At 59.5% G+C, this 22,828-nt stretch carries 22 protein-coding genes and 1 pseudogene; 14 read left to right on the top strand and 9 right to left on the bottom strand.

Translation table 11 applies throughout. The features are described 5' to 3' along the window. Positions 1 to 9: 9 nt before the first annotated feature. Complete coding sequence (locus XH90_RS38225) at positions 10 to 927, bottom strand: SMP-30/gluconolactonase/LRE family protein (RefSeq protein WP_128929550.1); 918 nt, start codon at positions 925 to 927, stop codon at positions 10 to 12. A 205-nt stretch (positions 928 to 1,132) separates the two neighbouring features. Here XH90_RS38225 and XH90_RS38220 point away from each other — a divergent pair, with 205 nt between their 5' ends. The 5 genes from XH90_RS38220 to XH90_RS38200 all read left to right on the top strand — a co-directional run bounded on the left by XH90_RS38220 (position 1,133) and on the right by XH90_RS38200 (position 7,103). Continuing rightward, positions 1,133 to 2,431 (top strand): NtaA/DmoA family FMN-dependent monooxygenase, encoded by a 1,299-nt coding sequence (locus XH90_RS38220; RefSeq protein ID WP_128929551.1) that lies wholly within the window; start codon positions 1,133 to 1,135, stop codon positions 2,429 to 2,431. 69 nt (positions 2,432 to 2,500) lie between these two features. Then, the gene (locus XH90_RS38215) at positions 2,501 to 3,511 is read left to right on the top strand and encodes a TRAP transporter substrate-binding protein (protein WP_128929552.1); all 1,011 of its coding nucleotides are present in this window, start codon (positions 2,501 to 2,503) and stop codon (positions 3,509 to 3,511) included. Further along, a complete protein-coding gene (locus XH90_RS38210) occupies positions 3,508 to 5,376 on the top strand; it encodes a TRAP transporter large permease subunit (protein WP_128929553.1) in 1,869 nt (622 codons plus the stop codon). Before XH90_RS38215 ends, XH90_RS38210 begins: the two co-directional genes overlap by 4 nt. Positions 5,377 to 5,473: 97 nt before the next feature. After that, positions 5,474 to 6,280: an amidohydrolase family protein gene (locus XH90_RS38205; RefSeq protein WP_164935742.1), complete on the top strand. Its 807-nt coding sequence runs from the start codon at positions 5,474 to 5,476 to the stop codon at positions 6,278 to 6,280. Positions 6,281 to 6,395: 115 nt separating this feature from the next. Further along, on the top strand, positions 6,396 to 7,103 hold the full coding sequence (locus tag XH90_RS38200; protein ID WP_128929555.1) for an RraA family protein: 708 nt from the start codon (positions 6,396 to 6,398) through the stop codon (positions 7,101 to 7,103). A gap of 24 nt (positions 7,104 to 7,127) precedes the next feature. Here XH90_RS38200 and XH90_RS38195 read toward each other — a convergent pair whose 3' ends face one another. Beyond that, positions 7,128 to 7,994 carry an IclR family transcriptional regulator gene (locus tag XH90_RS38195; RefSeq protein WP_128929556.1) on the bottom strand — a complete coding sequence of 289 codons (867 nt, stop codon included), beginning with the start codon at positions 7,992 to 7,994 and terminating at the stop codon, positions 7,128 to 7,130. Between the two features lie 655 nt (positions 7,995 to 8,649). Between XH90_RS38195 and XH90_RS38190 the strand changes: the two genes are divergently transcribed. Both XH90_RS38190 and XH90_RS38185 read left to right on the top strand, forming a co-directional pair. Then, entirely contained in the window at positions 8,650 to 9,108 is a 459-nt protein-coding gene (locus XH90_RS38190; protein ID WP_128929557.1) for a helix-turn-helix domain-containing protein, read from the top strand. A 625-nt stretch (positions 9,109 to 9,733) separates the two neighbouring features. Then, a complete protein-coding gene (locus XH90_RS38185) occupies positions 9,734 to 12,007 on the top strand; it encodes a hypothetical protein (protein ID WP_128929558.1) in 2,274 nt (757 codons plus the stop codon). A 546-nt stretch (positions 12,008 to 12,553) separates the two neighbouring features. Here XH90_RS38185 and XH90_RS38180 read toward each other — a convergent pair. Then, positions 12,554 to 12,826, bottom strand: a pseudogene (locus XH90_RS38180) (IS21 family transposase); the annotation flags it as partial. Between the two features lie 178 nt (positions 12,827 to 13,004). Between XH90_RS38180 and XH90_RS38170 the strand changes: the two are divergent. Then, positions 13,005 to 13,745 (top strand): hypothetical protein, encoded by a 741-nt coding sequence (locus tag XH90_RS38170; protein WP_232995572.1) that lies wholly within the window; start codon positions 13,005 to 13,007, stop codon positions 13,743 to 13,745. A 374-nt stretch (positions 13,746 to 14,119) separates the two neighbouring features. Here XH90_RS38170 and XH90_RS38165 read toward each other — a convergent pair whose 3' ends face one another. Beyond that, a complete protein-coding gene (locus XH90_RS38165; protein ID WP_128929560.1) occupies positions 14,120 to 14,536 on the bottom strand; it encodes a hypothetical protein in 417 nt (138 codons plus the stop codon). 455 nt (positions 14,537 to 14,991) lie between these two features. On the opposite strand from XH90_RS38165, the gene XH90_RS38160 reads away from it, so the two are divergent. The 5 genes from XH90_RS38160 to XH90_RS38140 all read left to right on the top strand — a co-directional run bounded on the left by XH90_RS38160 (position 14,992) and on the right by XH90_RS38140 (position 19,087). Continuing rightward, positions 14,992 to 15,243: a multiubiquitin domain-containing protein gene (locus XH90_RS38160; RefSeq protein WP_042336969.1), complete on the top strand. Its 252-nt coding sequence runs from the start codon at positions 14,992 to 14,994 to the stop codon at positions 15,241 to 15,243. Beyond that, complete coding sequence (locus XH90_RS38155) at positions 15,230 to 15,613, top strand: E2/UBC family protein (protein WP_082847948.1); 384 nt, start codon at positions 15,230 to 15,232, stop codon at positions 15,611 to 15,613. Before XH90_RS38160 ends, XH90_RS38155 begins: the two co-directional genes overlap by 14 nt. A gap of 146 nt (positions 15,614 to 15,759) precedes the next feature. Next, the gene (locus XH90_RS38150; protein WP_232995573.1) at positions 15,760 to 16,959 is read left to right on the top strand and encodes a ThiF family adenylyltransferase; all 1,200 of its coding nucleotides are present in this window, start codon (positions 15,760 to 15,762) and stop codon (positions 16,957 to 16,959) included. Continuing rightward, positions 16,913 to 18,517, top strand: coding sequence for a phosphotransferase (locus tag XH90_RS38145; protein WP_128929562.1), 1,605 nt, complete (start codon positions 16,913 to 16,915; stop codon positions 18,515 to 18,517). Before XH90_RS38150 ends, XH90_RS38145 begins: the two co-directional genes overlap by 47 nt. 9 nt (positions 18,518 to 18,526) lie before the next feature. Continuing rightward, the gene (locus XH90_RS38140) at positions 18,527 to 19,087 is read left to right on the top strand and encodes a DUF6527 family protein (RefSeq protein WP_128929563.1); all 561 of its coding nucleotides are present in this window, start codon (positions 18,527 to 18,529) and stop codon (positions 19,085 to 19,087) included. 297 nt (positions 19,088 to 19,384) lie between these two features. On the opposite strand, the gene XH90_RS38135 is transcribed toward XH90_RS38140, so the two are convergent. Then, complete coding sequence (locus XH90_RS38135) at positions 19,385 to 19,654, bottom strand: WGR domain-containing protein (RefSeq protein WP_128929564.1); 270 nt, start codon at positions 19,652 to 19,654, stop codon at positions 19,385 to 19,387. 266 nt (positions 19,655 to 19,920) lie between these two features. After that, complete coding sequence (locus tag XH90_RS38130) at positions 19,921 to 20,514, bottom strand: hypothetical protein (RefSeq protein WP_128929565.1); 594 nt, start codon at positions 20,512 to 20,514, stop codon at positions 19,921 to 19,923. Between XH90_RS38130 and XH90_RS38125 the strand changes: the two genes are divergently transcribed. Then, the gene (locus XH90_RS38125; protein ID WP_128929566.1) at positions 20,513 to 20,965 is read left to right on the top strand and encodes a hypothetical protein; all 453 of its coding nucleotides are present in this window, start codon (positions 20,513 to 20,515) and stop codon (positions 20,963 to 20,965) included. The genes XH90_RS38130 and XH90_RS38125 overlap by 2 nt on opposite strands. Positions 20,966 to 20,977: 12 nt before the next feature. Here the strand turns inward: XH90_RS38125 and XH90_RS38120 are convergent, their stop codons facing one another. The 3 genes from XH90_RS38120 to XH90_RS40075 are packed head-to-tail and all read right to left on the bottom strand — an operon-like array spanning position 20,978 to position 22,654. Further along, positions 20,978 to 22,096: a hypothetical protein gene (locus XH90_RS38120; protein WP_128929567.1), complete on the bottom strand. Its 1,119-nt coding sequence runs from the start codon at positions 22,094 to 22,096 to the stop codon at positions 20,978 to 20,980. Next, positions 22,077 to 22,385, bottom strand: a complete 309-nt coding sequence (locus XH90_RS40080; protein ID WP_210214794.1) for a hypothetical protein — start codon at positions 22,383 to 22,385, stop codon at positions 22,077 to 22,079. The genes XH90_RS38120 and XH90_RS40080 overlap by 20 nt, the downstream gene beginning before the upstream one ends. Next, on the bottom strand, positions 22,289 to 22,654 hold the full coding sequence (locus XH90_RS40075; protein WP_276575774.1) for a hypothetical protein: 366 nt from the start codon (positions 22,652 to 22,654) through the stop codon (positions 22,289 to 22,291). The genes XH90_RS40080 and XH90_RS40075 overlap by 97 nt, the downstream gene beginning before the upstream one ends. Positions 22,655 to 22,828 lie beyond the last annotated feature (174 nt).

Below are 22,828 nucleotides of genomic sequence, written 5' to 3'. Positions count from 1 at the left end.
ATATCCTGATCACGCAGCGTGGGAGTACATCGGCCGTCCCGCCACCGGCATTTCCGCTGCGAGGATCGTACCGCTCTTCGATTCCGTGATGAAGAGTGTCCGCCGATCCGGACCGCCATAGGCGCAATTGGTGGTGAGAAGTCCCTTCGGAGACTTGATGCGCAGCATCGGTTCTCCGAGCGCGCTGAACAGCCAGGTGGCGCCGAGGCCGACGTGACAGATCGCGATATTGTCGTCCTCGTCGATCGCAAGGCCATCGGGGCCGCCACCTCCGGAAAGCTGGATGAAGGTGCCAACCTTGCTTGCGGTGCCGTCGCGCATCAGCGGCACCCGCCAGATCGCATTGGCGCGCGTCACCGCCAGAAACAGCATCGTCTCGGCCTTGTTGAGCACGAGGCCATTCGGGCTCGGAATCCGGTCGAGCACGCAATCGAGCTGGCCACTGGGTCGCAATCGATAGAGGCGGCCGCTCGGATCATGCAATCCGGTCTGCCCCTGATCGGTGAAGTACATGTCGCCGTTCGAGGCGAACACGAGATCATTGACGCCCTTGAATCGCTGCAACAGCGAGCGCTCCAGGAAGGGCTCGACGCGACCCGTGGCCGGGTCGAACACCATGATGCCCTGCTTGTGGTCGGTGATGAAGCCGCGCCCGTCCCTGTGAAACTTCAGGCCGTTCGGCTCACCGTCGTACTCCGCGCCAACACTGACCTCACCGTTCGGCGTGATGCGCAACAGGCGGCCCCAAGGAATGTCGACGACCCAGAGATCGTCATTGCGGTCAAAGGATGGGCCTTCGAGAAAGGTCGGCGTCGGTGCGCCGTGAAACTGCACCTCAGCCCATTCCGAGCGCTGGCCGCTCTTGAACAGATGCTCGGGGATTGCAGTGAAGACGCGCGCCTCCACGCTTGGCGGTGCTGCATACATCGTCGAGTTCTCCCGTGCGCGGAGTTAATCCGCGTCTCGTTAAGCCGCGCATTCCGTGACGACACGTGAGCGCAACCGGCTTGACAGCCGTGGTGATTGGCTATCTATTCTTATATAAGGATAACGTTCCGAAATGAGAACGCAAGGAAAAACCGGGGCGTCGCGCCAGCGCGATGCGGCTCGGCTTTTCGGAGGGAGCGACTTCATGCGTGGCGGCATGCACTTGATCGGGTTTCTGATCAACTCGCCTATCAATCACACGATCCTGAGCTGGTCGGATCCCGCCGATCAGCGTCTCGAGGCGATGGGAAGCCTGAAGCGCTGGCAGAGGCTTGCGCAGACCTATGAGCGCGGCCTGTTCGATGGGCTGTTCTTCGCGGATACGCCGGGTGTGTTCGACCGCTACAAGGAGCGTTCCGACGAGGCGGTGCGCTACGGCGTGTGCTGGCCGCCGCACGATCCGGTCGTTCTGCTGAGTGCACTCGCCGCCGCCACCGATCGGCTCGGCCTTGCGGTGACGCTCTCCATTTCGGCCAATCATCCCTATCAGGCGGTCCGCTCGCTCTCGACGCTCGACTATATGAGCGGCGGTCGGGTCGGCTGGAACATCGTCACTGGCCATCTGCGCGGCGAGTACCGTGCACTCGGTCTCAATCAACTCGATCACGACCAGCGCTACGATCGCGCCGATGAATATATGGAAGTCTGTCGTGCGCTCTGGAGCGGGGTGCGCGAGGGCGCGGTCCAGGCCGACAGGACGACAGGCGTCTATGCTGATCCGGCCAAGGTGGACATCATCAATCACGAGGGCGAGTATTTCCGCTGCCATACGGTGCCGCCGGCTTTGCCGTCGCGGCAGGGCCATCCGGTGCTGTTCCAGGCCGGATCCTCCGGCCGCGGCCAGCGCTTCGCGCAGAAGCACGCCGACGTGGTGTTCTCCATTCAACCGCATCTGGGCGGCATGAAAACCTTCATGCAGGAGCTCGGCGCAGCATCGGGGAGCGCGGCCGCGCCCAAGGTGACGTTCGGCGTGCAGCCGATTCTCGGAAGCTCCGAGGCGGAGGCGAGGCGCCGGCTCGACGAATTCGCCGCGCGCATTCCGCTTGAGGCCGCGCTGAGCCGCTTGTCCGGTTCGCTCGGGGTGGATTTCAGCCAAGTCGAGCTCGATCTGCCGCTCGAGGAGCAGAAGACGCAGGCATCGCAGGGTCTGATGAAGGCCATGTCGGCCTCGTTCGAGAATCGCCGCTTCACGCTGCGCGAGGCGGCGGTACGCTGGGGCCTTGCGGTCGGCATGCCGCAACTGATCGGAACACCGGAGCAGGTTGCCGATCAGCTCGAGACGATCTGGCGGGAGACCGGGTGCCACGGTTTCAATATCACGCCGACGACCACGCCCTCCAGCGTCGAGGAATTCGTTGACCAGGTGATCCCAATTCTGCAGAAACGAGGTGTGTTCCGCACCGCATATGAGGGCGAGACGTTCCGCGAAAATTTGCTGAACTGAACGGCAACGGCCACGCGAGTTGGCCGCGTTCCAACGAGTATCGTTACGAGCAGGGAGGAGATCGTGACAATGAATCACACTCGGAGAGCGTTCGTGAAGACGACGCTGCTCGCGGGCATCGGCGCGCCGGCCCTTGGTCTTTTCGCGCCGAACATCGCGCGGGGGCAGGGGGCGGTCACCCTGAAATTCGCTCATCCCGACAGCAACCTCCATCCCAACCACAAGATGGCGGAAGCCTTTGCGGGCCGGGTAGGCGAACGCACCAATGGCGCTGTCAAGATCGATATCTTCGCCGGCGGACAGCTTGGCTCCAGTGTCAGCATCGCGACCGGCGTTGCGACCGGGACGGTCGATCTCGTGTACCACACCGCGGGATTCCTCTCCTCCATCTTCCCAATGATGCAGGTGCTCGATCTGCCGTTCCTGTTCCGCGACGCGCGCAGCGGCGAAAGGGTGACCGATGGCGAGATCGGCCAGATGATCTTCGCCAGCCTCGCGCCGAAGAATGTCTATGGCCTGGCCTGGAGCACCAATGGCTGGCGGGTGGTGGAGACCACCAGAAAGGTCGTGCGAGCTCCCGACGACCTTTCCGGGATGAAGTTCAGGATCCAGCAAAGCCCGGTCTTCGTCGCGATGGCCAAGGCATTCAACGCCCAGCCCGTGTCGCTCGACGTTTCCGAGATGTATCTGGCGCTGACGCAGAACACGATCGACGGCTACGAATTCCCGCTGCTCTCCGTCGTCGCGACCAAGCTGCACGAGGTGACGAAATTCGTTTCCGAAACCAATCACACCTACAACGCGATGGCGCTGCTCGGCTCGAAGTTCAAGCTCGACAAGCTCGATCCGACGCACCTGAAGGTCCTGCGTGAGGAAGCGCTGCGGTTCGGCAACGACACCCGCAAGTCGATCGTCGAGGCCTCCGCCGCGGCCAAGAAAACCTGCCAAGATGCCGGCATCCAGTTCAACCCCGTCGACTACGCGCCGTTCAGGCAAAAGGTCGAGCCCGTGTTCGCTCAGTTCCGCACGTCGATGGGCGAGCAGCTCATCGACAAACTGCTGAAAGCCGCCGAGGGATGACCGAGCAGGTCTGTGATGTTCCGGCTTCAGGGCACAGCCACGCTCTGTCGCGCTTTGGTCTCGGTGCCATCGCCGAGATCATGGTGGCGATCGCGCTGGCGTTGCAGCTGGCCATCACGCTGCTCTCCGTGCTGATTCGCGAGGTGACGCCGTTCTCCATCCTGTCGGTGGACGAAACCGCAAAATTGTCGCTGAGCGTGATTGCCTTCATGGGCGGCGCCATCGCCTATCGGCGCGCCGAACATGCCTCGATCGAGGTCATCACAAAGCGTTTGACCCCGCACTGGCGACAGGTCCTGGGCTGCGTGGTCGACCTTGGGGTGCTGGTGACGGCGATATCCATCCTCCGGGGCAGCGCCTCGCTGTTCATGGTCCGTCTCGACGAGCATCTGCCGATCACGGGTTGGCCGACCGCCACCCTGGTCGTGCCGCTCGGGCTCGGGCTGCTGCTGATCGCCCTGACCGCCGCCGAGCGGCTCTTGGCAAAGCGCGGGCGACCGCTCCTGGTCGCGCTTGCCGCCGCTACCGTGCTTGCCGGCTGCCTGTTCGCCGATGCCAGCCTCTTCACACAGACTTTCAGCTCGCGATATTCGCTGGTGGCGCTCTTGATCGTGCTGTTCGCCATGATCGGCATCGGCATGCCGATCGGCTTCGCACTGATGGCGGGCTCGCTGATCTACCTCCTGGCCAACGACATTCCACTGGTCGCGATCGCGCAGAGCATGATCGACGCCAACAGCAACTTCATCCTGCTGGCGTTACCGTTCTTCATCCTCGCCGGCGGTATCATGGATCAGGGCGGAATCAGCGTGCGCTTCGTGCGCTTTGCGATGTCGCTGGTCGGCCATTTCCGTGGCGGTCTGCTCCAGGTGGTGGTGATCACGACCTATCTCGTGTCGGGTATCTCCGGATCGAAAGCGGCCGACGTGGTCGCCGTAGGATCCGTCATGCGGCGAGAGCTTGAAAGAACGGGCTACAAGCCCCAGGAATCCGCCGCGGCGCTGGCGGCATCGGCCGCAATGTCCGAGACGATCCCGCCGAGCATCGCGATGCTGATCCTCGGAACGGTGACACCGGTTTCGATCGGCACGCTGTTCGTCGCCGGTCTGATACCCGCGGCAGTGATTGCCGTGATGCTCATGCTGCTGATCTATGTTTCCGCCCGCAACAGCGGTTTGTCCGCCAATCCCAAAGCGACCGCCGGAGAGCGAGCCAGGGCCGGCACGGACGCGTTGCTGCCGCTCGGCATGCCGGTCATCATGATCCTCGGCATCAAGTTCGGCTTCGCCACACCGACCGAAGTGTCCTCGATCGCCGTGCTGTATGGGCTTGTCCTCGCATCCGTGTTCTATCGCGCGCTCACGCTCAGGGCATGCGCCAGAATCCTGATTGAAGCCGGACGGCTGACAGGGATGGTTCTGTTCATCGTCGCGGCCGCGGGCGCATTCGGCTGGGTGTTGACCGCCGCCGGGCTGAACGCGCATCTGAGCCAGGTCGTCGCGCTGCTCGGCAACAGCAAGTTGCTGTTTCTCCTGGGTTCGATCGCCCTGATCATCATCGTCGGGGCCTTGCTGGAGGGGTTGCCGGCGATCATCATCCTCGCACCCGTCCTGATGCCGATCGCCAATCAACTCGGCATCGATTCCATTCATTATGCGATGGTAATCATCCTGTCGATCGGCGTAGGCGTCTTCATGCCGCCTGTCGGCATCGGCTTCTATATCGCTTGCGCTGTCGTACGCGCGGACATCGACCAGGCGTCGCGATCGATGGTGCCGTACCTCGTTGTGCTCTGTCTCGGCGTGCTGCTCATCGCCTATGTCCCCTGGTTTACGCACGCGCTGCCAAATCTGATCGGGAAGTGAGGCTCCGGACCGTCTGCCGCGGTCGAAGGTCTCGACGATGTCGTGCCAAGAAGAAAGAAGAACGGTGACCCGGAGTTCTCAAGCAAGTTTCAAGACCATGCCGGGACGGACCGATACCCATTTCCATGTCTTCGGCCCGGAGGCCCGATATCCCTATCGGACCGAGCTGACCTACGCGCCGCCTGCTGCAACACCCGCAGCCTATATGGCGTTGGCCGAGCGGCTTGGCATCGATCGTGCCGTCATCGTCCAGGCCAGCGTCTATGGATCGGATAACAGCCGGCAGCTCGATGCGATGCGCGAAATCGCAGGCGTGGAAACACGTGCAGTTGTCGTCGTCGATCCCGATGTCTCGGACGAAGAACTCGACGAGCTACACCACAAGGGCGCGAGAGGCGTGAGGTTCATTGCGACCCGGCCAGGCAGCTTGCCGCTCGCACAGCTGGAGCGAATTGCATCCCGGATTCGGCGATGGGGCTGGCATGTCGCGCTGATGCTCGACGGTCGCTCCATCGTCGCGCTTGAGGACCGGCTGCAAAAATTGCCGTGCCCCTTCGTGATCGATCACCTGGCCGATCCCGACGCCCAAAAGGGAACGGAACAACCTGCTTTTCAGGCTCTCCTTCGGCTGCTCCGATCGGGCAATTGCTGGACGAAGATTTCGGCGCCGTATCACATGAATACCGCTGCACCGGCTTATGACGAGCTCGAGCCGCTCGTCGAAGCCTTATTGGCTGAGGCACCGGATCGTCTGCTGTGGGCGACCGACTGGCCGCATGCCGCAACGCATGGACCGACCCCTGACGCGACAGATCTCCTTTCGGCGCTTTATTCGTGGTGCGACGAAACCGTCCTGACCAAGATCATGGTTCGAAATCCGGCGGCTCTGTACGGATTTGGCTGATGCAATGCTCGATCATGACCGTTGGCAGATGCGGCTCGTGTGAGCACCCGAGGATGCGGCTCCGGGCAACTTGAAAACCCTTCGTACGTGAAGAACGCTTACAGAAAGAGGAAACATGCAGTCCGTCATCTACAAGCGCATTCCGCAATGCCCGGCAGACCTCCTGGCCGAGGTCGCAAAATATCCGGTCTCCGATTTGCACGAGGCACTCGGCCCGGTCGAGGGGCGCATGCAGCTCATGAGCTCGCGCATGCGGCCGATCGCGCCAGGCCAGCGGATCGCGGGCCAAGCCGTCACGTCGTATAATTTCCCTGGCGACAACCTCATGATCCATGCCGCCCTCAACGTCGCGCAGCGAGGCCAGGTGCTCGTCCTCGTCAACGGCGGTGGCGCGCACGGCTCGTTGTGGGGCGACGTGGCCGCGACCTTCGCCAAGCAGAAGGGGATTGCGGGCATCATTGTCGATGGTCCGGCCCGGGATGTCGCTGCGCTGCGTGAGCTCGGCTCGCTGACCTGGTCGACGTCGATCTCCTCCAGTCATCCCGAAAAGCGCGGCCCCGGCGCGGTGAACGTGCCGATCGTTTGCGACGGCGTACGTGTGGATCCCGGTGACGTGATCGTCGCCGATGATGACGGGGCGCTCGCGATTCCGCTGCGCTCGCTCGAGCGTGCGGTGAAGGGCGCACGGGAGCGCAATCGGAAGGAGATCGAGCTGCGCGACCGTCTGAAGACCGGCTCGTCGTTGTTCGAGCTGCTGCAGATGGACAAGAACGTGCAGGCCGCCGGCGCTGAAATCAGGGATACTCTCTGGATTGACGGCTGACCGGACGGCGTCCCTGGCGCGAGGTCATTTCTTGCGCCGCTTGCCGGTGTCGGCCCGCTCGGCAGAATCTTCTGCCGGCGGATATGGGCCGCGATAGCCGAGGATCTGCGAGATCTGTTCGGCGGCCTTGAAGGTCAGCCGCTCGATGTGCTCGCGCGCAAGCAGCAGGCGCGCGGTAGGGCCGGCGATCGTCACCGAGCAGCTGACGAGGCCGGCCTCGTCAAAACAGGGGCTCGCGATGCCGGTGGCGCCATCAATTATACCATTAGCGTCGACAACGACGCCGCGGTGACGGATTTCGGGGAACATGGCGACGAGTTCCTCTTTCGAGGATGTGTCGTCCGTGAACTTTACAAACTTGGTCTGGGTCAGATACGCCGTCTGAACATTCTCTGGTAGGAATGCCAGCATCGCCTTTCCTGCGGCCGTACAATACAGCGGCCGCCGGTTGCCGATGCGGACCGCAAAGCGCAGCGGCTTTTCCGATTCGATGACATCGACGTAAGATATCTCGTGGCCCTCCTCGGAGAGGACACCGAGCAGGATCGTCTCCTCGGTCTCTCGTGCGAGCCGCTCCAGGACGGGACGCGCACATTTCGGGAACGATCGAGCCTGAGCCAGGCTCGCGCCAAGCTTGATCGCTTGATCGCCGAGAATGTAGTGGCCGTTGTCGCTGCGAGCATATCCCCCGCCTTCGAGCGCGCGCATGAGGCTGAAGACGCTCGTTTTCGGCAGTTTTAGGCGGTCACTGAGCTTTGCCAGCGTAAGACCTTCCGGTTCGGCCGCTAACGCCTGCAGGATATCCATCACCCGAAGCGCCGAACGAGGGCCGCTGAAGGCCCGTTCGGTTGTCCTCGCGTTGTTGGACATTTGTTCGTCGTGGCGTTTCATCGGTTGATCTTACTTTCATTATTCCTGTCATTCGATTAGCCAGAGCGCAAGCAGCCCAAGCGAGCATCAGTTGAGGGTCCAGATAGACCGTTCTAACAGCTATAGGTTATACTCCACGCAGCCGACCGCGACGCGGCTGGCCGTTGTCTACCCATGTCATCGCCAATGGGGCGGATTGGGCTCAGGTGCTGAAAGAATATGAAGATCTCCCCAGCCATGCCTCGCTAGGTCCGTTTAATCGGCGTGGAACGAGAAGCGCACGAGCGCAAGCTCCGACTGCACGACCCTCGGATGCGTATCGAGGGTCAGAGCCGAGCCACATTGCGGATGAAGCCGTCGGTCCTGTTAGGATGTGAGAGCAGGGCCGGGGGGCTGAACGGAAAAAGATCAGTCTTGATAAAACAGCCTTCCCCCTATGCGTAGGCTCTGCCCAGAATTACTTCTGGACTTCACCGGGCGGTTGCCCGGTCCTGGGCCAGTTCCGCAGCATTCCATGCTTATCCGGGGCGGCCCCGAAAGTCTCACCTTGCATTGAGCTACTTGACCCCGGGGAGGGGACCCCAGCCAACCGGAACTTCAGTATTTTCGTTTATTTCACTTGTTGCGTTTATTTCGAATATAGCCTACATACAATGCCGTACCGAGGAGAACAACGATTACGATGCCAGCCTACGCCGAAGAGCTGGGAGGTACTCGCCTGCCTTCCGCGAGCGAGAAGGCGGCAGCCAACCAGCTTCGTCAAATACTCGCGTCGCATGCGACTGGGGATGCCAAGCTACGCGTGCTCGACGATGCTCAAAAGGCTGCTGAGATAACCTTGTCGCCGGCCCTGTCGAGCCTCTTAATGGAATTGCTTCGGCACATCGGCCGCGGCGATGCGGTGACCCTTGTGCCTGTGCATGAGATGTTGACCACACAGCAAGCTGCCGACATCCTAAATGTCTCACGTCCGTTTCTGGTTTCTCTGCTAGAGAAGAACGAAATTCAGCACGTGACAGTGGGGCGTCATCGCAGGATTAGGGCAGAGGATCTATTCGCCTATAAGCGCACGCGTGATGAGAAGCGAGGCAACGCGCTTGCGAATCTCGCCGAGCTGGACGCGGAGCATCTGTAAGCTTGTTTGCGAATCGTTTCACCGCATTCGTCGATGCGTGCTCCCTTGCGAGTGCCCTCAAAAATAGACTGGCCTCAGGCAGCACAATTTTGATGCAGCTCTGATTTCGGATATTCCAAAATGAAGGTTGTGCAAATCAACGAAAGCTGACTGAGATCAATCGCCTGCGTGTAAAACGACCCGCTGGCTGTCTCCTGCACTCGCGCCACTCTCGGTCTCTGCGCCGAACTAGCGCTATCAAAGGCAGTATTCCCGCGACTGGACCACCGATAGATCATCGCTTCCAACTGCCCGCGAAGGTCAATCGAATGCTCTGCGTATTCAGCCCGACTGTGATCGCACCATCGGCTCTGCAGCGTGCGCGTCCGATACCTCGCCTGCTGAGGGCCCACCAGCCTCTGCTTTAGGGCGGGGAGTGTTGCGCTCCGTCTCCACGGCCTGGTTGCAAAGCAGGACGCGTGTCTGCAGACCGGAAACCTCAAACCAAGGCATCTTCTATGGAATTGGAAGCACGGTGATTCTGATTTTCGTGGTGAGTCCGGGAGAATGCCGTTCGTCAGCTGATCGTCAGCCAAGCCGTCTATCTAATTAGGCTTCACGTTCTCGCCTGGATCGGAGTTAGAATATGACGGGTATTGGCCGGCCTGGCAAATCGCTCGTTGGGGCTCCCGGAGCCGACAGCACTTGGGACTCGAGCAGTTTGCGTTCAGAATCGAGTCTCGCCGCTGGGGAGGGCGGCCAATCCTTCTATTCCATCGTGGAGCGAATGCGCTCTTGGCCTCAGGATAGAGCGGCGTTGGTCGGCAGCCAGCCGCGAACTTCGGATATGGCAGTCCCCATTTCATCGACGGGTGACGAGATCAAGGCAACAAAGCGACAAATGGAAAGCCTGCTCTCGGAAGTTGGCGCTCGCAGTAAGGCGGCCATGCAAGCGCGGAGCTCGTCAGAGGCACAAGAGCTGATCGACAAGCTCATCCAGGTCGGCTCAAAAGTTCTGGAGTACTACGCCAGCCTGCCCCAGCACGAGGCGCGCAGGATTCTGTCTGACGATCAGGCTCGCGGTCTCCGGGACGAGGTGCTCCATGCGGCGGAGCAATGTAACGCTCTGGCCACCCCGACCATCTACGCCTTGGAGCAGAGCAGGAAAAGTGCAACCGTCGTGCTCCAACGGATGCTATCCAACACTCCCTCTGACCTACTGAACCGAGCGGTTTCCGGCGTAGCAAACCGCTATGCGGACTGCATGGAGTGGTGGGGAAAGAAGGCGTTGCGTTCGGAACGGATGCAATGCGTCTGCGCCGCTACTGCTAATTTACCCAATGTAACGGCCCAAAAGCGGCAGGCCGACGAGGCCGCACTGCGGCTGCACAGCGGTTGGGCACTGCACACCAAGTGCATGCATCTGCAATCGCAGGTCGCTCTCGCACAAATCATGATTGAGCCTCTCGAAAGCACGTTCGACCCAGCCACGAGGGAAATCCTCATGGCCGAGAACGGACGGGCTCGCCTGCTCGGCACTTTCATCGATGACGTTTTTCCGGCATTCATATCGACAAAGGACGCAGTTCTACAGAGCCAAGGACGCGCACTCGACGCGGCGCACTGCGCGGTCCTGGAAGGAGTTATGGAGCGGCTTTCTGAATTTGCGTTGGGAGTGCACAACCTCGTTTCAAAGCTAAGGGGTCAGGGGACCGGTGACGACCTGCCATTGAAACTGTTGCATCAGATCGTGGAAAGCGCGTGGGTCACTGCACACGACGTTATGCGGCTGCTGGATCTACAGCCCAAAACGTCGGCCATCAATTCACCGGCGGTCGAAGCAGGGGCTGCGAAGCCGGCCAACGCTACGCGAGAGGCTGTAGCGGCCGAAGGCACTTCTGCGCGCAGGAAGGGTAAAGCCAAACGTACACCGAGCACTCTCGCCGGGAGTTCGGCACGCGACGGGACGCAGCTGCAGATCGCTACAACCGACAAAGCCACGGCGCCAGCAGCCAAAGTTGTGGTGCTCTCGGATCTGGGTACGAAGAAGCTCGTGAGCGCGGAAGAGGCGCATGCGAGGGCGACATCCTCGGCGACGGCACACTTGGCGATCTGGCAGGCCCCGCCATCAATGGAGACGCTGGCGCGCCTACTCGAGCGGTTGGACGCACTTTTGCAGTTTGATCTGGCTGGTCAGCAACGGGCCGTCTCGCAAGCCCGCCAAATGAAGCCCGAGGACGCCGACCACGTTGTGGATGCCGTGATCGAGCGCCTGCAGACCCAGGCCGCCGAAATGCAGGCTTGTGAGGGTTCGCTCGCGGAGCCTGGTCGACGTATCCTACTCACGCCAACGCAAGTGCCCGAGGTGCATGGCAAGCTAGTCCGACTCAAGATGATGCGGGCCGAGGCGCAGGGGCTCGCCAAGACTTTGGACGAGCGAAGGGCATTGACTAGGATTGAATGCATGAAGACCTACGGCTTTCCGTCGCAGAAGTACCTTGAACAGTTGCGCGCGGCCGGGGAGTTGGCGCCTGCCGATCTACCGCGCGCGTTAAAGGGCGAGCCAGGGGTGCTGTTTCAGGTTAAGCTGCAACCCAAGGCGCTGCGCAATGGTGCAATGCCGAGCCCCATGTGGGTTCACATCCATACGAAGCGACCGGTACATACGGGCCAGTTGGCGACGCTGGATGACGCCGACTTCGCCGCTTGCCACGTCAAGTCCAACGAACAACGCGGCTATAATCAGCAGTGGCAGAACGCCCGGGCGGCGACGGGCTGCGAAAACGTCGTGATTCACCGCGGCAAGCTCACGCCTGCGTTCTGTAAGTCCTTGTTGGCCACAGTGCGTAGTGACATCCCACCCTATCGGCTTGCCGAGGCGGAGCAACTGTCAACGCAGGCCGCTCGACTTGGGATCTAGGGGCTTTAACGGTAGAGTACCGAGTGGCGACATCATTGGTCAGACCAGGAAATCCGAAGCCAGTGGGCCGTAATCGGGGTCGTGGGCCTACAAGCTGGCCGGCGACAGCTTGCGCGCGACTGTCCGGTCTGGCCGCAGCGATTGGAAGGAGACAAACTGAGCGTCGGGCGCACCCTTTCGCCGACGCGGACGATCAGCCCGCGTAAGTAGGTCAGGCAGGCTTTGTTGCAGCGAGTCGCCAGCGCGATGTTTCGACAGGAGATTTGGTACAAGTGTTGCAGGTACGAGGTGAGGTCTTCGATGCGGAAATTCTTTCGGTGTTGGGAAAGATCTATGATGAAGCGGTGGCGGCGCTGCCTGCAAGTATGCGAACTCCCGTCAATCGAACAGAGCTTGCCAAGCTGGTACTTAGGCGCACGGCCGCTGGTGAGGCCGAACTGGCTCTCCTAAGAAGGCTAACGGTGGCTATTGCGCCAGTCGCTTAGGCGAGCAGCGGTTGAATGCCTCTACTTGAATTCCAGAACTATAACCGCGTTACCACGGCCGGCGCAGGTCTTCGAAGATCCGGATCAACGTCAGCTGTTCACGAGCCGGTTTAGCATCGTTCGCCGCGAGCAGTCCGTCAAGCTCTACTGGCCATCCTCCCAGCTTTGGCCGCGGCTGCACTTGGCGGTCAAACTCGAAGGAGGTCTCCCCAGACCTCAGTACCTTTCGGACCGTGTTCCGCGACACCTTCGGGTCACAGGCGATCTCCTTGATCGTCTTGCCTCTGATGAAGTGCTCACGCCGTATTCGCGCAATCGTCTCCATGACCAGCATCGCCGACCACCTGCTTCATTCCAAAGCAGGCAGCGCAACAGCCCAACTGGGTCAATGTTGGGCGCGATCCCGGCTTAGGGGGGCAATATTGCAGACGATGACGTAATTGCGGTCGCGCCCGCGGCACGAAAGGTCCACTATCTTCAAGCCCTCCACCATCTTACGAATCGGAGGGGCTATGAAGCAATATGTTGGGCTGGATGTCTCGCAGAATGAAACGTCAGTGTGTGTGCTCGACGAGGTCGGTCAGGTCTTGTTAGAGGGAAAGGCCAAGTCCGACCCCGGGCGCTCACGGCACTGCTCCGCAAGCGAGCTCCACACGCCGAGCGCATTTGTTTTGAGACCGGGACGATGGCGAGTTGGCTGTGGCACGAGCTTCGTAGGGCTGATCTTCCAGTGGTCTGTATCGACGCTCGGCATGCGCAGGCGCCTTTGTCAGTGCTCGAACCGCTCGGATTCTCAGTCATTCTCGCGCAGTCGCGCTACGACTCTCCCCTCGCAGGATCGCCTGCTGACTGCACTGCTGTCGCGGCGGCCGGAGGCGATCATCATGGTCGGATCACCCGCAACGGAGGAGGGCGCTCGCCTGCTGCGGCATGCACGCAGTCCCGTAGGTGAAACACGGGAGCTGCCATCGTCTCCAATCGATGCAGTCGTCGGTTTCGATAACTACCAGGCGGGCGATACCGTCGCCCGGCACTTCGTCGCGCAAGGACGCAAGAACTTAGCGTTCATCGACGGCACCGACCCGCGCACGACCCGCCGCCGGCTCGGATTTCGCGACAACGCCGTTGCGAGCGGCCTTACTGACCCACGTCGGCTGATCCTGGACCGCAACACGGCCTGCACGACGCTGGCGCATGCGCAGCTTCCCGGCGTAGACGCCGTGTTCACGGCTAATGATGCTGCCATCGGTTAAATGGCGGGCTTGCGCAAAGCCGGTTCTTGCGCGAGGCCTGCCTCTGAGGCCCACACTTCTTTGAACGTTCCAACGGTTCCGCTACAGCGTCCAGCACCAACATCCGGCCGACGCTTGCGACCTGCGCCAGCATACACTTCGATACGCGGCCACAACGGTCGTCTTATGTCGTCCGAATAGTCGTCCATTGTGAGCACCCTTGCTGAAGATGACTTTTCTAGCGGGGATCACGCGACTACGCAACCGACGACAGCAGGTACTTAGGGACCAACTTCAGACTACACAATTTGATGCAAACTCAACTTCGGATATTACATAATGAAGGTTATACGAATCAATCATCTTCGATGCTGGAGCCAAGGCCCGTCCTTTGCTCACGAGCGAGCTCTCGCACGTTGCAACTGCCGCAACGCTTGGCGTCGGGTTTGTTTGCGCAGGCGTCGAACCGGCGTGATCGACGGCATCGGCGACAGTGTCGTGGCTGGCGCCGGCTCCTCGACCGCGCGGGCATCAGGCAGCTCCATTGGCTGAGCTGGTGCGGGCCGCGCCTCCATGACCGCGAGAACCTCGCGTCCCTTATCAGTGATGCGCCAGCCGCCGTTCCTTCGCTCGATGAGACGTTGGGAGAAGATATCCAGGTCAGGCACGCGGGCCGCCAATCGCTTCGTGCGTTCGGCCCAGTCCCGTCCGCTGGTGGCCAGAATCGCCATATCGCGCTTGATGTCCTCCAGGACGGCGAACCCGTCCGGATAGCTGACCAGCACCTTGAGAACCGTCACCTGGAAGTTCACTGCCCCACCCGTACGCGGCTTCCGCGAACTTACTTCCCTACATCTTAGAGGCACTCGAGACCTCCTGTCGACTCACGCCATTCATTCGTTGGTTTGTCTTGGAGGTGCGGGCGTGGTGATGGCGTAGCACTCCAGCTCGGAACGGTCATGCCCGCGTCGGGATTGAGGATAGTTGACGTGCAAGCTTGAAGAATTCACCCGCGCGCGGCGCCGCAAGCAGCCGCTTAGATTGCTTCCGCGATCCAGGACGCAGCTAGGCCCGCGCGAAGCGGCGGCGTTTCGCCACTCGCTGGTAGCCGCCAGTCACGTTGAGCCGCACGAACTCGGCGCAACTGACAGGCACCTAGCTGCAAGATCCAAGGGGAGAAGACCTTGACACTGTTCTTTATTTGTTCTAGCTGATAGCATGCGCATCGGTCTTCGTCGGGAGGCCGCACCGGAGCAGGTAGGAGATCATGAACGACAAAAAAGAAAAGGAATTCCACTTTTTCGTTGATGGGGTGAAATACGAGACCGAGCATTCTTATCTCTCCGGGGCCGACATTAAGCGGATCGCCAAGATCGAAGCGAATTATCAGCTTTTTTTGGAAGAGCAGGGAGACACGCCGGATCGTCCGATCGCTGACCCAGATACAGTGCCCCTGAACGATCGGATCAAGCATTTTTTTGCAGTGCCGCCGGCGACATTTGGACATGGAAATCATTGATAAGCAGTTTGCGGCGCTCCAACAGCATTTTCCCTTGGCGCGTCGAACCCCGATGTCCAACGGAGCTGTATTGGTTGAGATTCCGGAATTCGATCTTCCAGAAGGTTGGAGCATCGCTAAAGGGACCGTCATTTTTCTGCTGCCACCGGGATATCCTTCGGCACAACCGGATTGCTTCTGGTTGGAACCGGGGCCTGTTCGCTTGGTGGACGGCGGCGCTCCAACCGCCTCGAACGATGCCAATCCGGTCCCAGGGGGTGAGCCGCGAGGCACTTGGTTTTCGTGGCACTTGCAATCTTGGAATCCAAATCGCGACAACATGCTGACCTATGTCAACGTCATCGCGCAACGTCTAAACCCCGCACGATAGTGGACGATCTTCTCATCACCTTTGCCGATCTCGACTTCGTCCGGCGCTCCGTGCTGGGCGGTCGAACCGAGTTATGCTTGGTCTTGATGTGCGGCAGAACGTCTCGGGCCGACGGTCGTGCAAGGGTGTTGGTGCGAGAGGTCGTAGTGCCCGCTGAAGACGACTACACTCGGCGCAGCCAACTCGAAGCAGAGCTGCGGCCTGCGTTCATCGCCAGGTGGGCAAAGATTGCTGCGCGGACCAAAAGTAGCCTGGTGTTTGTGCATAGCCATCCCGGGAGGGCCGCGCCCGAGTTTTCGCGCATTGACGATGCGGGCGAGGAGGTTCTCGCACACTTCTTTCGGCATCGAACCCCTGACTTGCAGCATCTGGCCCTTGTTGTGAGCGACGGAGGGTATGCATGTCGCTACCTTGGAAGCGACCGACATCTTCGTCTGATTGCGGTAGGGGATGATCGACGAGTCCTGTTTGATCCCAGTCGATCACACGACCCTTCCGATCTTTACGATCGGCAGGTTCGGGCCTTCGGTCGTGCCGGGCAGAGCATCCTCCAAAGCCTCAGGGTGGGGATCGTGGGACTTGGTGGCACGGGATCGCTGGCCGTGCAGCAATTGGCTCACCTCGGCGTCAAGGAGTTCGTTCTAGTTGATCCAGATGACGTCGAGCTGACTAATTTGAACCGCTTGGCAGGGTCCGCATCTGCCGATACGGGGCAGGCCAAAGTCGCGGTGGCCGAGCGATATATTCGCGCAGTTCAACCTCGTGCCGTAGTCACCTCTTTTCAAGAGAACGTCGTCTTCGTCGAAACCGCAAAGAAATTGCGAGACGTTGATGTGCTGTTTTGCTGCACCGATTCACACGGTAGTCGAGCCGTCCTTCAGCAATTAGCTTATCAATATCTCATTCCTTGCATCGATATCGGGACGGTTATCGCCGTTAAGGGGGGCAAGATCACTCACATTACCGGCCGCGCCCAGATGCTGTCGCCTGGATTGGCTTGCCTCACCTGCGGTGGCCTCTTGGACGGTAACGAGGTCCGCCGCGACATGATGTCGGAGGCCGAGCGCAAGCAGGATCCTTATCTCGTCGGCGCTCGTGAACCTGCGCCCGCGGTGATCTCGATCAACAGCACTATTACCTCGCTCGCCATCACCATGTTCTTGTCCGCTGTTGTCGGCGTGCCATCGCCGGCGCGGCATCTTCTGTATGATGGTCTGAGAAGTCGCCTCCGGTCGGTCAAGGGTGAGCCCGTCCAGGACTGCATCGTCTGCTCGCGGGCAGGCGTTTTGGCAAGGGGCGATGGATTGGCTCTCCAAGGCCGTCTCGCTCAAAATGTCAATCGTTGACGTTACAGCTTTTGGTCGGTCGGAGGTTGGCTGGATCGGCGCCGATCCCCCGGCTGAGGCTAAGGCGCCGTTTCAAGACCGCGGCCTCACGATCAGACAACAGCAGATTACCGCTTTTCAGCCGATGGAGCCTGCTCTGTTGGCGAGCCTTGCCGCCGTCGTAATCGTCCAGCAACAAGATTACCCATCAAGATTCCAGCGAATCGTTCGAAGCTGCCTTAAGCACCTGCTTGATTACGAATGCCGCGTCTTTGTCGTGCCGTTCGGCGTTGCTGGTCTTCCGCAAGTGTATAGATGTCTGGAAGAGGCGCGTGTGTTTGCCAGCAACCTTCCGAGCGACGTCCTGCGCAATCAGTTCACGTGGCAGAGATCATTGGGCGATCCGATGCCTCTCCCCCCGCTGCCGCACGTCACCATCTTGTCGCCCATTGCCAATTGGTCGGAAGCGGCCAACTTCTTGGTTCGGCATCTCCCCGGCGAGGCCGTACAAGAGTCTGTCAGTTTCAGCTTCGCTCCCGAATGCGAGTTTGGAGAGAACGACGCTGGTGTTGGCCAAGTCCTTCTGAAGCGCGCATTCAGAGGTTACACGGCCGTGCATTTCAGTCCAATGACCGAAGGCCGGTCCGGGGCTGCCGTATACCGTGCCTACCCGGTCTTCGGCGCCTTTCATACTATGCCGCGTTTTGTCAAACTCGGTGATCGCAGCAAGATCTTTCAAGAATTTCAGAATTACCAATTGAATGTCGAGAAATACGTGCCTTTCAATCTCGGGCCGCGATTGAACTACGATTTATGCTGTCTCGGATCGACACGCGGTGTGCTGGTCGGCGATCTCATCGAATCCTGCGAGAGTCTAAGGCTTGCCGCACGGAGCGGCCGGGCCGGGCCGGCAATATCGTGCCTGTTCGATCGAACGCTGCAAGCGTGGTATCGAAATATCGAACGCCGAGATACGCCACTTTCGCAGACCCTGGGTCCGCGCTTTCCAAAGCAATTTGACCGGCGCCGGATGCAAAGGGCGCGATCGATCGGCTCGAGATGCGACCGCGATCGACTGTTTACATTGTTCGAATACTGCGCAAGTTCTCCGGTGTTATTCGCAAAGATTCATGGCGATCTCCACGTCGACAATGTTCAGGTGAGGGGGCACGAGGCGCTCGTCATCGACTTCTATGCCAATCAGGATGGACCGCTGGTGTGGGACATAGCGACCTTGGAGGCCAGCCTATTGGTCGATGCCTTCGATAATCATGAGCTCTGGTCCTTCGATGAGTGGTGGAGGTCGATTGAGCAACCGTATGGTGGTAAGCCGCTCGACATGCTGCTCGGGCACGGTGATCCGCGCGATCCGCATCGCTGGTTTCACGAAGCCGTGCGACAGATCCGGCACTATGCCGCGCGTGTCGCGTCAGCAGATCAATACGGAGCGGCTCTTGCACTGGCCCTTCTGAACAAGGCGGCCAAAGATCCAAACCTGAAAGGTCCTGAGGATGAGCGTCGCGCCGCTGCGTACGTGTTAGCAGAGCGCATTCTCAACAACAACTTCGCACCGCAGTGAGGCGAATTCATGGGCATCGTCATTCTCAACTTTCGGGCGAAGGTTTCTTCACGAGGCGAGGCGGACCAGCACCTGTCGAAACCCGGCGATGCTGTCCTGGTCAACCGCGGTGGTCCACGTTGGCTTGTGTTGTCCTGTCCTTGCGGTTGCGGCGAACGATTTCCAGTCAACCTCGATCCAAGAAGTGGGCCCGCCTGGCGTATCTACAATGCGGAAGGAGGAAAAATGAGTGTGTTTCCTTCTGTTTGGCGCGATACCGGCTGTCAAAGTCACTACATCATCTGGCGCGGACGTATTTATCTGTTCGGATCAGACAATGATGCGGAAACAGACGCTGGTATTGCATTGGACGATTTGCTCGAGCCAGTGTCGAAACGATTGTCGTCCGCCGCTTGGCGGTCATTTGTCGAGGTCGCCGATGACCTCGGAGAGATCCCTTGGGACGTTCTGGAGGCCTGTCGGACCCTCGCTCGCAAGCGGGTGGCCGAGGAGGGAACTGGCAAGCTGAGAAGCCACTTCCGTTTACGTTCGGCCTTGGGAAGGACGGACAAGGTCGACTTCACGGCTTGAGAACGTTTGCTTCAAACGGCTGCGAATATCGAAGATAAAATAGTCAGCTCGCGTACTCGTCACTTGATTGATCAGCACGAGAGCGCGTTGGGGCAGGGCAAGTTGGGTTGAATTGCTGCGCTGGCAAATAGCTCGTTCTGCAAATGCTCGATACTAAAAGAGGTTGTGATCGGCTAGGATTACTTGGATTCGCATAATGAAGATTATGGAATACTTTTGCAATTCTTGCGAATAGGACTGAAACGACCTTAGATTACTTTGATATACTTATTTCGGCTTTTCGTCCAGCCCAGCATCTCACGCCGGGTCACAGCTTGACGAGTGCCGCTGGACGTAACCACGACTGGTTTTTCGCCTGAGCCAACACTCAAGGGCCTCGACGGCCTGCGCGTGACCATCGAACAAATCGAGCCGCCGTCGACCGCGCCCACCGAGGCGCCCCCATTCACGCACCAATGCCGTATCGCCAAACAGCGTCGGCTCGATCGTGAGCACATAGAACCGCGCCATGTTACGGGCCGGATCGCGACGCTCGAGCACGAGATATTGCACGGTGAGTTCGGACATGCGCCAGAATCGCAATTACCGAATCGACCGTCCAATTAAATAAATGAACCGATCAGGGCCTAAGATTCAGAAATTTCATTGTGGCAACAAACGCCGAGGCCAAGCGTATCCGCTTTCCGCCGATGACCCCGTCAAGCGCCGCCCGATAGAGCTTATGCCGTTGCGTCGACAACTGCGCCCAATCGATTGCGAGGCCTTTAGCGGTACAGCCCGGTCATGGATGCGCCCACACCCGCCGATCGCAAGATCGGGCGCGGCATCGTCGCCTAAAACCAGGCGTGCCTCTCCAGTTTGAACTCGGCGATGCCATTTGTCGGCTGGTCCGTAAAATATTCACCGCTTAAAGTCTTCGTCCCCGACATCCCAACACTCATTATAGCCACGCCTCGATAAATCGTAGGAAGCCCAGGCTTAGTGTACTCAGCCTTCCGTCGATTCTCGAAGACGTAGTACACATGGTATTGCGTGCCGGTAGGATCGCGTGTGGCTACAACCGCCAGCGTAGTCGAGGTCGATTCCCTGGTTTCGAGGACAAGAGACATCCCGCTCAAGTGATGTCGGATCGTCAGCGTGGCATCCCTGAGCTCCTGCCTGTCGGGTGGACCATAGCGCAGCACACCGGTCCACCGGCCACCCAAATAGGGGAATGTCATACGCTGAAGTATCGGGATAGCACGCCATGCCCCGTAGATGACGACAGCAAGAGCAGCAGGTATGCCAAAGACATACCTGGAGAATATCCAGACGTCTTCGTAGGTGTTGCCGGTGAATACATCGGCAAACTTCAACCCTGCGAATATCGCTATCGCCAGACAGACGACTATCGTAAATAGAAGCCGGGTCTGAAGAAAGTTGATCATGTCGAAGACCGAAGCCGCGATGACTGGAATAGACGAAATCTTCAGGATTCTGGCTGGACGTCCAGCAGCTTTCGATCCGCTGATTTGCTGTCTCTACCATCAGAATAACCTACCACGTTTCGCCGAGCCAATGCCGCGCGATCCTTCCCCCGAGGTGGGCCAATTCCTCGACCAGAATTTTGCGGAGACCGTGCGAGCAGCAATCGCTTTTAACGAGGCGATTCACGATGGAGCGATCATGGCTGCCGTAGATCATCATTCGCGCTGTACCATCACGGGGTGGTCCTACCGCCTCTTCCCTCCCCCCTCAGAGATACCCCCACCTGTCAACAAAGGATCGGCGTTCAACAGTTGCGTGGCGATGTCCCTCGTTCCCGGGATCCTGGCTCTCTACCTGGTCTCCAAGGGCACGACGTGGAGATTCGAACGCGGCAGCGTCAATAGGCTTTAGCGGCCCGACGACTTAACTCGGTATCTCGATCGACTCGATGGCGCCTCGCGCCACCCCCCAGGGTATGCCCAGATCGAACGTCAGTTGCGGCTTCTGCTCCTTGGCGACGTTCTTCACGAGATCATCGATTTCATGTGAGAGCGCCTTCATGCCTTCGTACTTCTCCTGTGTGTCGAAAATGAACCGGGAGCTGTCCGGGACGCGCAACTTCTTTGCTTCTTCAGGGTTGTGATACAGGTAATCCAAATGTCGCTGCACCTCCGCGAGGACCCGTAACTCGTAGAGATATCCGATTTTCAAGGCCGTCTGATCCGCGTGATACATGGTAGCGGCTATGTCGAAGCTGGGGAAATTGATCTTGGTACCCTCCTCGACCGCATCAGCCTTGACGTTCTTGCAGAGCCGTATGGCCTTCCTCAGGCCGCCGAGACACGAACTGCAACGATCTTCGATCAGCTTTATGTGTTTGAATGGGAAGTTCTCGATTGTCTTCGGCACTTTGCGATCGAGAATAACAACTCCTCGGTCGTGAATCTGTCTAGACTGCTGGTAGACGACGGTATCGTACCAGTGGGACGGAACAACATCCACCGGTCGCGCCAGAGACCCTCCAGAAACGGCGACCGCCTTCCCACCGGACGTATCGACGTCGGCGGCTGGAAAGTTCAATGGCAGGATCTTCTCGATCGAGGAACGTAGTTCGCCTAGCACTCCAAGCGAGTTGCGCGCCGTGGGAACATAGGTGCCTGCCGCGGGCCCCGACGAGTGGAATATGAGGAAACCGGTCTCCAGCACGAGCAGATCGACGTCGCTGACTCCCCGGATATGGACGTTGAGGGGCACCGACCCCTGAAGCCGAAATTCGACCGAATCGATGGATTTCTGGATTTGGTTGCCCACGCGCTCGGCCGTTTCGACACTGATTCTGGTGTACTCAGGTCCCACCTCCTGCATCGCGCCAAGCGCATATCGCGTGTAAGCATGCGACGGAGCCCTATTCTGCCAGCTTTCCGCAGCCAAGCTCTTCGACAACACTTCCTTGCGGGAAGCCTCGTTGAGTTTTCCAAGACGGTCGACGCCCCTGCGACGCAGGCGCAGTTTGTTCAGTCGACTATTGATGTCCCTTACCATGGTCCCTCTTCAAACTAATCGTGCCAAATGTGAAGCGGCCGTGACCGTTGAAATACTCGCCCTCTGCTGATTCCAGATCTTTCGAGAAAATAAGCATGCAGGAACCGAGATGGCTTCTTAAGTCCACCTCTCCGATAGCCGGGTCGTTCCGATAGTTGTACAGAAGCCTATATCCCTCTGCGTCGTCGCAGATCAGGGCTGCCCAATGCTGTCGGAGCCCGATTGATCCGTCTTCAGCCTCACTCGGATCTTGTCCCAGGTCTGAAAGATCGTGAGGGTCGCCCTCCATGCGTAGCCGAGGCTCCCGTCGGGCTTGAGGCTTCGTCCTTCGCAGGACCAGCTCCCAGCGAGATCCGGGACCTTCAGCGCCGCATTCAGAAAGGGCCATCGCCACGCGTACCGATCGAGCGTCCAATAGAGCGCCGCAAAGACCATGCCCGCACCGACGAGGGAAAGGACCGATGGTGGCAGGTTGACATTGAGCCCGAAGCGGTTCGCCACGTCGACCACGGAAAGCAGCGTGAAAACGATCGCAGCCGATACCGACGCGGCGATCAACGTTAGGTAGCGTCCGACCTTGGCTCGGTTCAGTCCACCGTGCAACGAATAGTCGTGTTGTTTCACTTCAACGTTCCATTTGGCAAATCTCGATTGCGACACATTGACCGAAACTTTAACCTCGATGATCCCGCACTAGCTTTCCGGCCCCACGAGTAGCTCGCATCTCAACCT

It is taken from the genome of Bradyrhizobium sp. CCBAU 53338, assembly GCF_015291665.1.
Classification (GTDB): Bacteria; Pseudomonadota; Alphaproteobacteria; order Rhizobiales; family Xanthobacteraceae; genus Bradyrhizobium.
The sequence above is the reverse complement of the archived record's forward strand: the minus strand, read 5'-3'. Positions and strand labels throughout refer to the sequence as shown.

Excerpts from the sequence above, each read along its gene's own strand:
- XH90_RS38195 (WP_128929556.1), bottom strand. The coding sequence starts at position 7,994 with ATGAAACGCCACGACGAACAAATGTCCAACAACGCGAGGACAACCGAA.
- XH90_RS38170 (WP_232995572.1), top strand. The coding sequence starts at position 13,005 with ATGAAGCAATATGTTGGGCTGGATGTCTCGCAGAATGAAACGTCAGTG.
- XH90_RS38210 (WP_128929553.1), top strand. The coding sequence starts at position 3,508 with ATGACCGAGCAGGTCTGTGATGTTCCGGCTTCAGGGCACAGCCACGCT.
- XH90_RS38145 (WP_128929562.1), top strand. The coding sequence starts at position 16,913 with ATGGATTGGCTCTCCAAGGCCGTCTCGCTCAAAATGTCAATCGTTGAC.
- XH90_RS38220 (WP_128929551.1), top strand. The coding sequence starts at position 1,133 with ATGCGTGGCGGCATGCACTTGATCGGGTTTCTGATCAACTCGCCTATC.
- XH90_RS38225 (WP_128929550.1), bottom strand. The coding sequence starts at position 927 with ATGTATGCAGCACCGCCAAGCGTGGAGGCGCGCGTCTTCACTGCAATC.
- XH90_RS38215 (WP_128929552.1), top strand. The coding sequence starts at position 2,501 with ATGAATCACACTCGGAGAGCGTTCGTGAAGACGACGCTGCTCGCGGGC.
- XH90_RS38135 (WP_128929564.1), bottom strand. The coding sequence starts at position 19,654 with ATGTCCGAACTCACCGTGCAATATCTCGTGCTCGAGCGTCGCGATCCG.
- XH90_RS38140 (WP_128929563.1), top strand. The coding sequence starts at position 18,527 with ATGGGCATCGTCATTCTCAACTTTCGGGCGAAGGTTTCTTCACGAGGC.
- XH90_RS38125 (WP_128929566.1), top strand. The coding sequence starts at position 20,513 with ATGTCGAAGACCGAAGCCGCGATGACTGGAATAGACGAAATCTTCAGG.
- XH90_RS38120 (WP_128929567.1), bottom strand. The coding sequence starts at position 22,096 with ATGGTAAGGGACATCAATAGTCGACTGAACAAACTGCGCCTGCGTCGC.
- XH90_RS38205 (WP_164935742.1), top strand. The coding sequence starts at position 5,474 with ATGCCGGGACGGACCGATACCCATTTCCATGTCTTCGGCCCGGAGGCC.
- XH90_RS40080 (WP_210214794.1), bottom strand. The coding sequence starts at position 22,385 with ATGGAGGGCGACCCTCACGATCTTTCAGACCTGGGACAAGATCCGAGT.
- XH90_RS38155 (WP_082847948.1), top strand. The coding sequence starts at position 15,230 with ATGGAAATCATTGATAAGCAGTTTGCGGCGCTCCAACAGCATTTTCCC.
- XH90_RS38130 (WP_128929565.1), bottom strand. The coding sequence starts at position 20,514 with ATGATCAACTTTCTTCAGACCCGGCTTCTATTTACGATAGTCGTCTGT.
- XH90_RS38185 (WP_128929558.1), top strand. The coding sequence starts at position 9,734 with ATGACGGGTATTGGCCGGCCTGGCAAATCGCTCGTTGGGGCTCCCGGA.
- XH90_RS38160 (WP_042336969.1), top strand. The coding sequence starts at position 14,992 with ATGAACGACAAAAAAGAAAAGGAATTCCACTTTTTCGTTGATGGGGTG.
- XH90_RS38200 (WP_128929555.1), top strand. The coding sequence starts at position 6,396 with ATGCAGTCCGTCATCTACAAGCGCATTCCGCAATGCCCGGCAGACCTC.